General features: G+C 68.6%; 10 protein-coding genes. 9 read left to right on the top strand and 1 reads right to left on the bottom strand.

Features of this window, described 5'->3' with window-relative positions:
- Window positions 1–724 precede the first annotated feature (724 nt).
- From NNI01S_RS35060 to NNI01S_RS31645, 9 genes are all read left to right on the top strand, one after another.
- Complete coding sequence (locus tag NNI01S_RS35060; protein ID WP_157115129.1) at window positions 725–1,297, top strand: hypothetical protein; 573 nt, start codon at window positions 725–727, stop codon at window positions 1,295–1,297.
- Between the two features lie 11 nt (window positions 1,298–1,308).
- A complete protein-coding gene (locus NNI01S_RS31680) occupies window positions 1,309–2,964 on the top strand; it encodes a hypothetical protein (protein WP_063025016.1) in 1,656 nt (551 codons plus the stop codon).
- A 40-nt stretch (window positions 2,965–3,004) separates the two neighbouring features.
- Window positions 3,005–4,471: a PPE domain-containing protein gene (locus NNI01S_RS31675; RefSeq protein WP_063025014.1), complete on the top strand. Its 1,467-nt coding sequence runs from the start codon at window positions 3,005–3,007 to the stop codon at window positions 4,469–4,471.
- 22 nt (window positions 4,472–4,493) lie between these two features.
- Entirely contained in the window at window positions 4,494–4,829 is a 336-nt protein-coding gene (locus NNI01S_RS31670; protein WP_063025013.1) for a YbaB/EbfC family nucleoid-associated protein, read from the top strand.
- Complete coding sequence (locus NNI01S_RS31665; protein ID WP_063917777.1) at window positions 4,829–5,554, top strand: hypothetical protein; 726 nt, start codon at window positions 4,829–4,831, stop codon at window positions 5,552–5,554. The genes NNI01S_RS31670 and NNI01S_RS31665 overlap by 1 nt, the downstream gene beginning before the upstream one ends.
- A complete protein-coding gene (locus NNI01S_RS31660; RefSeq protein ID WP_063025011.1) occupies window positions 5,551–5,934 on the top strand; it encodes a hypothetical protein in 384 nt (127 codons plus the stop codon). Before NNI01S_RS31665 ends, NNI01S_RS31660 begins: the two co-directional genes overlap by 4 nt.
- Window positions 5,935–5,970: 36 nt before the next feature.
- Window positions 5,971–6,291: a hypothetical protein gene (locus NNI01S_RS31655; RefSeq protein WP_063025010.1), complete on the top strand. Its 321-nt coding sequence runs from the start codon at window positions 5,971–5,973 to the stop codon at window positions 6,289–6,291.
- A 7-nt stretch (window positions 6,292–6,298) separates the two neighbouring features.
- The gene (locus NNI01S_RS31650) at window positions 6,299–8,857 is read left to right on the top strand and encodes a hypothetical protein (protein WP_063025008.1); all 2,559 of its coding nucleotides are present in this window, start codon (window positions 6,299–6,301) and stop codon (window positions 8,855–8,857) included.
- A 130-nt stretch (window positions 8,858–8,987) separates the two neighbouring features.
- On the top strand, window positions 8,988–10,919 hold the full coding sequence (locus NNI01S_RS31645; protein WP_063025006.1) for a type VII secretion target: 1,932 nt from the start codon (window positions 8,988–8,990) through the stop codon (window positions 10,917–10,919).
- A gap of 462 nt (window positions 10,920–11,381) precedes the next feature.
- Here NNI01S_RS31645 and NNI01S_RS31640 read toward each other — a convergent pair whose 3' ends face one another.
- The gene (locus NNI01S_RS31640; RefSeq protein ID WP_157115128.1) at window positions 11,382–12,518 is read right to left on the bottom strand and encodes a hypothetical protein; all 1,137 of its coding nucleotides are present in this window, start codon (window positions 12,516–12,518) and stop codon (window positions 11,382–11,384) included.
- Window positions 12,519–12,664: the final 146 nt, after the last annotated feature.

Genomic DNA, 12,664 nt, shown 5'->3' with positions numbered 1-12,664 from the left:
GGCCCGCCTGACCAGGCACCACCTGACCCGGCACCGACGGACCCGAAACACCCGGCGAACCAGCCGAACCCGACTGCCCGGCGCCAGTGGTCTGACCGGGTGCCGGAGCGCCCGGCTGACCCGGCGGAGAAGAAACGCCCGGTTGTCCCGGTACCGCCGTGCTCGGCCGTGACCGCTGCTGATCCGGCCGACTCGACCACGGCGTCACGGGGCCGGTCTGCTGATCTTCCGCTGTTTCCGGCTCTTGCGCTGTCAGCTCGACCCCGGTGGGCCAGATTTCAGCAGAGGTCATGATCGTCCCCCGGTTGTCGGTGCCATCGGCAGGTGGAGGATGCCCGAGCGATAGGTTCGAGCAGTGGGCCGCAGGCGTTCATCCAACCCATCCTCACAAGTCGCTGTGAACTGATCTGGCAGCCTGGACAATTCGCGCATGTCAGTGTAGATGGATCCGGACCGGCCTCCCCGGTTCTGCCAGCGCTGCGCTTCCCCCAGTTGGGAAGCCTCGACAATGAAGACGTCGAAAGTAGGTCTCACTCATGGTCGATCGTCGGGTATGCCGCTTCGATCGACGATGGGGGAGTTCGATCGAAAGGCGGACTTTGCCGTGGTGAGGCACGAGCCTTGCGAGCCTCTGGCCCAGGTCGGGTCGGCCGCGATGGACGCACGTGAAGATCAGCATGCCGCCGTGTACCGGCGCTCCGCCTAGCATCCTAGAGGTGATCCCATGCCCTTCGGTATTTCATGGTCGAGTATCGGTAAGTTCGCGCTGACCACCGGTGTCACCTTTGCTGGTGGCGCGCTCGGGTCGGTTGTCCCGGGTGTGGGCACGGCGATCGGCGTTGCGGCGGGCAGTGCCATTGCCGGCTTCGCGGCGGAAACCCTCTGGGACAAAACTGTCGAAGACAAAAGCTGGGGCGAGTCCTTGAATAATGGCGTCGAAACCGGCGTCTTGTCCTTGCTGGGAGGCGGGGCCGGCGGCGCCGCCCGGGGTGCGTTCGCGACGTTGGGCGGGCGAAATGTGGCGAGGCGGATGCTCGACGGTGCGATACACCCGGCTATCAGAACCCCTACCCCGATAGCCCGAGCAACATGGGGCCGGGATATCCGAACGGCGTTCGGCAATAGGGGCGTCTCACTGAATGGTGCCCGCGGCTGGTTGACCGGCGCCGGCCTGGGTGCCGGTTTTTCGGGCGTGGGGCATTCAGGGCCGGGCTCGGGTCCGGGACAGGGGCAGCAGTACCTCACGACGCTGCCGACCAAGCCACTCAATGCATCGACGACATTTAGCACCAGCTGAGGGGTGGCGCCATGGCCGACATGCACCCGATGCTGATGCCCGACCGAAAGGCAATTCAGGAGGGCAACTACCCCCCTGAATGGGTCTTCTCGGTCTTCACCGATTCCTGCTTCAAGACCTTGTATCAAAACTTCGACGGGGTCTGGAAGATTCTGGGCAAGGATGCCAAGGGAGACCCTCCCAAAGCTCCGGATGTGCCGCAGGTCGCCCCTGCGAATGTCGGCAGTTTCACGAACTACGCGGAAGTGGCGGTGCAACTCCAGCGGTCGTACACCGACTTGAACGGCAACGTTACCGAACTGGTGAAATCGGTACGCGAATCCGGGAAATGGTCCGAGGCGGGGCAGGACGCGACCAACAAGGTAATCGACGAGAAAATCGTCGCGATGGCGCCTACCGCTCCACCTCAGGGCATACAGATCGACAGCTACATCTTGACTTGGGTCACCGACGCCAACGATTCCCTGGCGAGCGAAATCGATGTGGTCAGGCAGGGGCAAAGCGGCGTGGCCAAGGACATCGACGATCAGACGAAGATGATCAAGGACCTGCAAGATCAGATAAAGAAACTGGAGGCGGCGGCGGCCAACCCGGCGGGCAATCCGCCTCCCGTCGACAACTCGCACTGGCCGACGACGCCCGGTGTCAACGACCCGACGATCCCCCCGGCCGTGGACAACAGTACCTTTCCCCCCGGCCTGGACGGTCTCGACGATCCGACCAGTCCCAGTACGACGCTGCCCGATCTGGACACCCCCGGTAGCCCCGGTAGCCCCGGCTCGCCCGGGCAGACGCCGAGCAGCCTCGACCCCAGCGGGACCACGCCGGGCGGGATGACACCCACCACGCCGAGCGTGCCGCAGACCCCCGCCACGTCGCCGATGGGCTCCGGCATGGACCTGATGAGTTCCATGCTGCCGATGATGATGCAGCAGGCGATGATGCGGAACATGGCCGATCAAGACTTGAACAGTCGTCGCAGGGACCTGGATCCGAGGCGCTACGACGACGAGCTCGATGCGGTGGCCCCGCCGCCGGTGGCGCCGCCGGTCACGGCCCAGCCCGCGGTCGCGCAGCCGTCCACGACGGCCCCGGCGACGCAGCACGCCACGGCCCCCACCGGCACGACGTCCACTCAGCCCGCGGTCGCGCCCGGACGAACACCGGATGCGGACGGCAGCGTGACCTACACGTTCCCCGACGGACGTACGCAGAAGGTGTCCGCCATGGTCGCCCAAGCTCTCGACGCGGCGTTCGGCAACCGCGCCGAAACCGATGCGCAGAAGGCCTACGAGAAGACGCCGGCGAGCTGGTCGTGGGAGTCGGTGCCGCAGTCGTCGCGGAGGAAGGCCATCGGCAGTCCTGTGGGTGACTTCGAGCTGATGACCGGCGACGTCGCCGCTTGGACGGACTCGACCGCGGTCCTTGTTGTGTTCCCTGCCGACCAAGGTGGCACATTGGAGGTCATCGTCAAGGGCGAGCTGAAGCCCTTCGACACGAAGATGCCCGAGATCGCATCGGAGAAGAACACGTTCGAGGGCTTCGCACATCCGAAGGGCATCGAAGTGAGCGCGCCGGCGAACGCGGGCTCGCCCTCGGGTACGCCCGGCACGGTCGATCAGTCACCGAACGCGCCAACGCCGGATGTCGCGACAATCGCGGGCTGATTTGCGCGAGCAGTGCGTCAGATGAGGAGAGGAGGTCGCGATGGCGCTGAAGGTGGATCCGCAGGAACTCGTCGCTGCGGCGTCGAAACTCGCCGCTATGGCGCGCGACACCGGCGCGGCGATACCCGGCGGGTGGGTAGTGCCCGCAGGGGCTGACCCGATTTCGGCCGCCGCGGTGCCGCAACTCAACGCGCAGGCCGCCTCGTTGTTCAACGGAATGGCGGGTGTCCTCACCGATATCCAGCGGACCGCGTACAACATCGGCGCGGCAGCCGCCGATTACACCGCGGCCGACGACGACGGCGCTCGGACCATCAACGGCAGCGGAGGCGAGGTCCTCGCCAATCCGGTCGGCGACGTACAGGAGATCGCCCAACGGCGTCCACCGGGTCTGCGGTTCCCTGCCGCGAGCGCAGCCGTCGACCCGTTGACTTTCGCTCAGCAGTTGCACGCGGGCCCGGGCCCCGGTGCGGCGAAGGGATTCGCGGACGCGCTGCGCAAGTTCGCCGGCGGTCCGCACCTCGCGGCGATCGAGGGCGTGAATTCGGCGGCGAAGTCGATGCAGAACTGGGAACCGGTCGGCTCCGCGGCCGCCGCGGAACTCGGCCAGCGCCGCGGGTGGCTGGACCAGCTCGGCCTCGGCCTCGGGATGCTGGCCGACGGAATCGATACCTACAGCGACGCATTCCGGACCGCGAAAGCCAAACACCCCACGCCGGAGGAGATCATCGCCGCGCGCAAGGAACTCATCGCGGCGATGCGCTCCAAGAACGAACTCGGCATCCAGGCCGCCCTCGCGAAGTTCAACGAGCAGAACGCGCGCTCGGCGGAGACGATCACCGGCTACTCCACCGAGGTCGGCTCGAAGGTGGGCGCGAGCGAAGGAACCAGCGAAAGCGCCGGAAAGGGCAGCGGCAGCGGCGACAGCAGCGCGTTGACCCAGATGCTGCCCGCCCTGATGAGTGCGATGGCGTCGGCCGGAGCGCCGCTGAGTCAGCTCGGGCAGTCGGATACGTCGGACGCCTACGACGACTACGGTCTCGACGACTACGGTTACGACGACCTCGGCATCCCCAGCGGGCTCGGTACGGGCAGCCCGAGCGGGATGCCCGCGGGCAGTCCCGGCCTCGGCATCCCGGATGTCGAAGCGGAAACCGTTCAGGCGAGCGCCTTGCCGGTGGCCGCCGCGGCCAGCCTGGGTTCGGGCATGCCGCGCACACCGGTGATCGAACCGCTCGGAACATCGTCGGCCGCCAACGCCGCCGCCGCGCGCGGCGGATCGCCGATGATGCCGTACATGCCGATGGCGCCGGGCATGGGCAACTCGGGTGGCAACAACGACCGCAACCGCGTCGTGGCGTGGCACCCCGACCGCTTGATGTACGTGGACGACACACCACACACCGAAGCGGTGATCGGTGAACGGCCGACCATTGCTCCGACCGTGACTCCGCCGACGCCCGCGCCGAGCAATCAAACCCCTTCCCAACCCGGAGGTAACGCATGAGTGAGCGCAGCGAGGTGGCGTCGTGAGTTCCATCCACCCGGACGTGCAGGCGGCCTTGGACGCCGCCCGGGATCTGCGGCACCGGATCGCCGAAATGCGAGAGAAGATCGACAACATTCGCGCCCGCAGGCCGTCGCCCAGCGGCGCGGTCATCCCGGAAGTCGACGCGATGGGCAGGCTGACCGATCTCTACCTCGCGCCGGGCACGGCCGACCGGCTCACCTGCCCCGAACTGGTCACCGAGATCATGGCCGCCATCCGGGAGAGCACCGCCGACGCGGCGCGGCAGTACCAGAGCGTCATGGAGAACCCCATCGACGTGGACGAGCCGGTCGCCACCGCTTCGGGGCAGGCCTGATGACCGAGCCCGCACCGGATGTCACCGTCGCGGATACGGTGCGGTGGCTGCACGACGAGGGGCTGGTCCGGCTGGCCGGCGTAGCTGACGGCATCTCGGAGATCATCGTCGCCTACACGATCGATGTCGCCACCGGAACCGTCTCCGCGCATCCCGCCACCGGTGGCGGCGTCGGCGCGGACGTGGTGTCCCTGGCCGCCGACGACCTGCCGTATCCGACGGGCACCGCCCGCCGTCTGGTCATCGCCGGTGTCACCACTACCGACGCGGTCCTGGTGATCGACTTGGCCGCGACCTTGACGATCGCGATCAACGCCGACCACCCCGAGCAGGCGGCCCGCTCGTGGGTGCTGCAACTGCTGTTGAATCCGGAAGTCACCATCACTACCAATAGCGCCGACGTCGCGATCGGCAGCAGTGCCAGGCTGCGGCAGAGTTTCATCCCGGGCGGCGGCGCGACGCTCGTGAACGTCGACGACGGTCGCCCGCCGGTGACGGCGGTGACGTTGAACCCGGCCACCGAAGGTCCCGACCATCTCGACGCGGCCCCGGACGGCACCGGCGAGTTGTACCTCGGGGCACGGTTCTGGCAGATGCGCCAAATCATGCGCATCGAGGACTCCGCCTGGTCCGCGCTGGCCGCGCGCCTGGAAGCGATGGCCGACGACGCCGATTATCTGATCAATCCGCAGCCCGGCGAACGATTCTCGGAGAGCAGCCGATGACCGACATACACTCGATCCACATGGACGATTACGACGTCGACGATGTCGATGGTGTCGACGAGCGGGAAGCCGTCGTACCGGACTGGCGGAAGATGACCTACGAGGTGTTCAACCCCGACCACACCGTCGGCGTCGGATGCGACCGGGACGGCGAGATCATCGGCTTGTACATCACCGATGACGCCCGCGAGAACGGTGACGAGTGGTTGGCGTCGCAGATCGTCAAGCTCGCGCGGCTGGCGCACGCGAAGTCGCGGGTCGGGCTGCGGGCGGAGATGGAGTTCAAGGGCACCCGCTCCTACACGATCGATTCGTTCGACCTTCCGACCGAGGCGTCGTATCGCGCCATGGAGGAAGCCGAGTTCCGACGCGACACCTGAGTGCCGACCGCCGCTACGGCGAGACAGGACAGCGACATGACCGATAAATTCGATACCGACGAACCGCACGAAGTCGTCGCCGCCGCGCGGAAGTTCCGGACCGCGATCACCACGGTGGGCGGCCAGGTCCAGCAGATCAGCGGTGATTTCGTCGCGCCGCGGCGGCCCGAATCGGAGATCGATCGCCGACTGGTGGCGCACACACAGTGGATCAAGACCACGTTCGAGCGTGCGGTGCGGGCCAACGGCCGTCGAGTGGACGCGACGACAGCGGTCACCGCCCAGGTGTCGTACACCCACGGTGACGCCGATCGCGCGGGCGCCGCCGCGGTGCGCAGTCGTACCGAGTACGTCTGATTCGCTGATGGAACCGGAGCGCGACAGTCCGTACTGGGACGCCATTGTCGGCGACAACTGGCCGGCGATCTCGCCGGGGGACTGGAGTGCGCTGGAGCGTCTGGCGCGGGACGGTGCGGGGGCGCTGGATCTGCTCGACGCCGACCGCAGACGACGCGACTTCGACGAAAGTGCCCGTTCCAGCGCCGGGCTGCAACCGGTCAAGAACGACATGGTGCGCCAGGGGATGAATCCGCAGGCGTTCGCCGACGCGCTGGAGGCCGCGGCGGATACCTTCCGGGACTTCTCCGACCTGGTGTACCGGACCCGCAACAAGATCCTCGACATCGTCGAGGAGGCTACGGCGAGGGTCAACGCGACCAAACGCGCGGCCGCAGCGGAGGACGACGAATCCGACGCCCAGGCCATTCGCAGCCGGATTCCCGGAATGATCTCCGCGGCAAGGGAAGACGTGGAGGATGTCGTCCGGGCGGCGCTCAGTTCGATCAGCCCACAGGGGCTGCCCAGCCTGGGATTGATCGCCGACGCGCTGGGGCAGCCGGGGCCTTGGGGACCGGGTCATCGCAATGCGACCGATCACAGCGGCAACGACCACGGTGCGGGCGACCGGGGACAGCACCGGCCCGCGACCGACCACTCCGGCGATCCACGGCACAACGGATCGCCGCGGACCGATCGGCCGAAGGACGATACGCCCGTTGTGGTGATCCCGGAGAACGTGGACGAGCAGCCGGTCGTCGATACGGCCGACCCGTCGTTGCCCGGAGACGAAGTCGGCCGGGAGCCGGATCCCCGCACGAACCAGGACACTTCGACCGAACCTCCGGCTACGGACCCGGTACCCGGGCAGTACCCGCCCAGCGGAACGACAGCCGTCCCCGTGAGCCATACTCCCGGTGGCGCCACCGACGCCGGACCCGGCCTGACAACCGCGGGCGGCCCGCCTCGCGCGCAGCTCACGGATACCGAGCCGATAGCTTCCGATCGTGGAGTGCCGGCGGACGGCGGCGACCACGATGCGCCCGGTTCGGACGCGCAGGATTCGCACGGACGGGGCTCGGATGTCTCGGTCGACGAGGCCGAGTCCGGGACCCGTGACCGCTCCACCACCGTTTCGTCGGCGGAAACGCACGCCGCCGCCGCACACGAGCAGTTCACCGATGTCGCTGTGTCCGCGGCCGACCCGGCGGCATCGGTGGCACCGCCCTTTGTCCTTCCTCCGCCCGTGGTGACGCCGGGTTACCTGGCGTCACCAGCACCGGCCGCCTCGGCGGCATCCAGCGGTCCCTCCGGACCGGCAGTCTCCGCTCCAGCCGCGCAGGCGAGTTCGGGTCCGCCGCAAGTGCAGGCGAAGCAGACCACGGCTCCACCCGGCGAATCGCGCGCCCCGGCCGCCGCGCCCAAGGTCACGGCGGTGGGCGCGGGGCCGCCTCCCGGTGCGGGCGCTGCGGGCAAGACGCAGCCGCCCGAGCGGAACGAGCAGCGCGCGGACGCGGGCAAGGACGAGGCCGACGACAGCGACGATTCGATGCGCAACGTCGTCGGTGCGGCCATGACCTCGGCGGCGCCCGCGTTCGTCCTGGGGGCGCGAGTGGACGGGGACCTGGTGCTGGCCCGCACGCTGCTCGGGGGCGTCCTGGCCGCCGCAGGCGACGCGGTCCTCGGCCTCGGGTGGGCGGTTTCGGTGATGCGCCACCAGAGCGGGATCGCCGCGTTCGTCACCTCGAACGAGGGACGCGGCTGGATACCAGCCGGGCTGTACCTGCCGCGTGAGATATCCACGCCGTGGGTGTGGGAGGTGACCGAGAGCGCATGGGAGGGGGTCGCCGACCCCGCGCGCGTGCTGGCGGAGTTCGGGATCGCCTGGGGGCGCAAGTCCGGTGCTCGGCTGACCGCCGTCGTCTCCTCCGAAGAGGTCGACGCCGAACTTCGACGGCAGTTGGGGGAGGTGCCGATCGAAGGGGAGGTGACCGCCTCGTCGGCGATGGATTTCAGCGCGCCGAGGCCCAGTCTGGTCGACCGTCTGGAATTGATCGCGGCCCCGGCTCTGGTGCAGCGGGCCGCGGCCACGCCGGAGTCGGAGATCGGGCTGCGATGCTGGGAGTTGGCCTCCGACGCACACGTCCGGGTCCGCAGCGCCGGTCTCGGTTCCCCGGCCGCGCTGGGAGCGCCCGCGGCACGCGAACGAATCCTCGAAGCGTTGCGGCAGCGCCGCGAAGTGCCCCAGCAGTGGTGGGAGGAACTCCGGGATGCCGACGACCTGCTCACCGCGACGATGCTGTCGATGCGCGCCGATGTCTCGCGGATCCCGCTCGGCGAGTTGCGCGCCGACCGCACCGACGGCCGGTACGCGTCGGAGATGAGCGGCCTGCGCGCCATGGTCTTCGAACGGCGCTGCGACGAACTCGTGCTGCTGTTGGCGGAGGCGGCGACTCGACCGGCTCTGCGCGACGCGATGTACGCGCACACGCAGATCGTGGGTCATCCGGCCTTCAACGCACCGGCTCCCACACCCGCCGCAGCTCCGGCTCGCCGCCCGACCATCACCGCGGGGCCAGGCCGCTGATCAGTAGCTGTCGACAAACGGCGCCCTCGATGTCACTGGCAAATGCCGAATCGCGTGACCGCCAGGCACTCCCCATCAATGGGAAGGATCGACAATAAGGGGACGTGTGGTGGGAAGGATCTGATCGAGCATGCCGAACAGCAGCCTGGAAATCGACCCTGCGGTTTTGCGTCAGTTGGCCGACCAACACCGTCGGGTGGCCGCCGATACCAGGGAATGGGCCAAGCCGCCGGCGGAATGGCTCGCCAACTTCCTGCCCACCTACGGCAAGATCGCCTACCCGGTCTATGAGGCGCTGGAGCGGTACTACGACGCACGGCAGCGCGCGGGCGAGGCGCTGGCCAGCGAACACGATCGCACTGCTGAATCGTTGCGCGCGTCCGCGGACGCCTACGAGCAATCCGACGACGACTTCGCCCAGCACATCCGGCAGGTGGCCGGTCTCACCGATCACCCGTCCCCGGTCCCGGGAAGCTCGACCGATCCGGTCGGTACGGACCGCCCCACGCCGCCGCCCTCCGTGTCCACGCCAGGGGCATCGCCCGATGCCGACCCGGTGACGTCCGGTCCCGGTTCCGCCGGCCGCGATTCTGCCGCCCCCGACGGCACTCAGACCGACCCGCTCGCCGCTTCGCAAGGCAAACCGGGCGAGGCGTCCCCGACCGGTGCGGGCGTGCCCGGCGCTACCGCCGCGTCGCCGGATCCGGTGGGCGCCAATGGCACCGGCACGCCGAACGCGACGGGAACGACGACGACACCGGGTGGCCCGTCGAGCACCGGCGTGACAGCACCGTCGACGGCGGGCATGCCGCCCGCCGGAGTCGGCCCGCTCAACGGGGCTCCGGACGATCGAGGCGTCACGCAGCCGCCCACCGGCGCGACGGGCCGGTCGGATCTGCCGCCCATGCCGGTGCCGGTGGCGAGCCCGTTCGCGGCCGCCGTCGCCTCGGCGAAGGACAAGGAGGGCGAGCCCGCGTACGTGGTAGGCGGCCAGGTGAACGACGATCTGGTGCTGGCCAGGACGCTGCTCGGGAGCGTGCTCGCCGCGGTGGACTCCCCGATGGGCATGGCCTGGGCCGTCGCGGTGATGCGGGGTCCCGGTGGAACGGGCGTCTTCATCACGTCGAACGAAGGACGTGGGTGGTTGCCCGCCGGATTGTTCCTGCCGCGTGAGGTGTCCACTCCGTGGAACTGGGACGAGTTGCTCGCCGCCGACGACGGCGCCGGATCGCCGTGGGAGGGAGTCACCGATCCGGCCCGGGTCCTGGCGGAATTCGGTTTGGCCTGGGGTGCGAAGGCGAACGCGAGTCTGTCTGCGCTCGTGTCCTCCGGCCCGATCGATCCGGGGTTGCGCAACCGCTTCGGTGAAGCGGCGATGGAGGGGCTCGTCGCCCCGTCCTACGACGTCGACCTGCGCGAGTTCACACCGGATACGGCCGACCGGCTCGGTCTGACCGGTTCGATCGCCGGCCTGGAGCATGTCTCGTCGGTACCCGACGCACAGGTGCGATCGCGTTGCGTGGAACTGGCCGTCGACGCCCACGGGCAGGTCGGACGCTCCGGACCGGCGCCCGTCGAAGCCGCGACCTCGCGCCGGGTTCGGGAACGGATCCTCGCTGAACTGCAAGCCGGAAGACCGGTGCCGCGCGAGCTGTGGGACGAACTGCGGGACGCCGACGATCTGCTGTCGGCCTCGATGCTGGGACAGCGGGTCGACGTGGGCCGGGTGGAGATCGGGCAGCTGCGGCTGGACGTAGGGGCGTCCCCTCTGCGCAGCATGGTTTTCGAGCGGCGTTGCAACGAATTGGTGCTGCTGCTGGCGAACGAGACGAGCAGGCAGACCCTGCGCGACGCCGTCTACGCGCACGAACAGGTCACGCTGCATCCCCAGTTCGTCTCGACACCGGCGCCGGTGTCCACCGCCGTGCAGCCCGAGCGGGTCGCCCCGCCCGCGGTGGTTCCGTCGGTCACCGCACCGGAGGTCGCCGGAGGGCCGCCGCCCACCGTCGTGGCCGCGCCTTCGACCCCGCCGCCGCCGATGGCGCCTCCGGAGCAGTCGTGAAAGTGCGGCGCAGGTAAGGCAGTTCATTGATCCGGGCACGGCGTGGTGGGTGCGATCCCGCCGCGCCGTGAGCCGGACTTCGATACGTCGGTCGCTGAGGAATGTTCCCGGAAGTCCGGCCGTGCCGGGGACCCGTCACAGCGCCTCCGGATATTCGCCGAGCAGTGACAGGAATGTGGCAGCCGTCCACCTTGCGCATCGGGAAGGGCGGGACTCCGAAGGACTTCCGGTAGCACCGGTACTGCGCACGGAAATGCGCGCTGTGTGGACGGTCGACGACGCCGATTGCCACGGTGGAGCGTGCGATCCGCACGGCTCTCACCACATTGCTACTGAGTAGCCGGTACCGAACTCGGCGATCGATACTCTCGCCGTGAGCGCGGCGGCTCGGCCCGTGGAATGCCGAACCGCCGGCACGCGAGATCTCTTCCGCCTCCGCCCTTCGAAGGCGGCTCGACGCGACTACGCCTCGATGACGGAACTTTCTTCCGGAGCCGTTTCGCCCTCGGTCTCCGCGTCCTGAGCGGTCTCGCTGCCCGTCCGGGCGGTCGCGGATCCGTCCCTGGTCCGCCGAGCCGGGATCACGCCGGGTGCCGCGGTAGCGGCCGGAGTTCCATCCTGCTCGGCGGGCGGCGCGGTATTTGCTGCCGGTGCCGCGGTGATGCCGCCGGGTGGCGCGGTTTCCGGCTGTGCGGCGGCCGATTGCGCGGCGGCCGGTTGCGCATTCGGATCGCCCTGCGGCGGCGCGGCCGCGGGCTGGCCTTGATTGCCGGGCGGCGGCGCCTGTCCGGGCTGACCCGGGGCGGCGTTGTTCTTGTCTTCCTCGGCCTTCTTCGCCTTGTTCTCTTCGGCGTTCTGCAACATCTCAGGGATCTGGGATACCAGCGGCATCGCGGCCATCGGCAGCATCGCGAGCATCGGCAGCAACGAGGAAAGACCACCGTCACCGCCGCCGCCCCCGCCGTTGGCGCCACCGGCCGTGCCGCCCCCGGTGTTCTGACCGCCGCCGTTGGAGTTGCCGTTCCCTTTGCCGTTGGCCATGTCCTCGTTGAGGTCGGCGATGGCGGTGACCTTGTCGTATACCGCCTCCACGGCGGCGGCGACCGCCTTGAGCAACGGGAGCTCCTGCGCGGGCTTCAGTTTGCCGGTGCCCGCGGCCTTCAGTTTGGTGTTGAGCTCGGTCACGATGGTTTTGATGGACCGCAGCGCCTGCACCTGTTCGGCGGCCACCGTGACAGAGGTCTTGACCACCTTGTCATCCATCTGCAGCAACTGCAGTTGCCTGGCCTCGACCTTGTCGATCGTCTTGCGGTACTCGTCGTCCGCCTCGCCTTTGCCGAGCGCTTTGTAGATGGCGGGCTCGAGCAGGTCGGAGACTTTCGGCGGGGGAGTGGTCATGCCGCGGCCGAGCAGGTCGACGGCGGTCTGAATGGCGGTGTCCGCCATCGCGATATAGGCGCGCAGCCCCTCCGAGGCTCCCGGCGGGCAGTGCAGGTCCACCAGCCAGAAATGCTTGACCTCGGAGGCCACACTGGCCAGAGGGGTGGACGCCAGCGCCGATGCTTTTTTGGCTTTGGTCTCCGCTGCCGTTGGGGCCATACCGTCGCCACCGCCTTCCAGAAGTCACATCCATTGTCTCGGCTTCCCGATTATGGGAAGTGGCGCATAGTTCGATTGCCCACCCACGAATGGGAATACGACCGATTCGGTTCGGGCGACACAATAGCTGGAGAGTGTGAGAGGCG

Origin of the sequence: Nocardia niwae NBRC 108934 = DSM 45340 (genome assembly GCF_001613465.1) — a bacterium.
Taxonomy (GTDB): domain Bacteria; phylum Actinomycetota; class Actinomycetes; order Mycobacteriales; family Mycobacteriaceae; genus Nocardia; species Nocardia niwae.
This window is presented reverse-complemented; position numbering and strand designations above follow the sequence as displayed.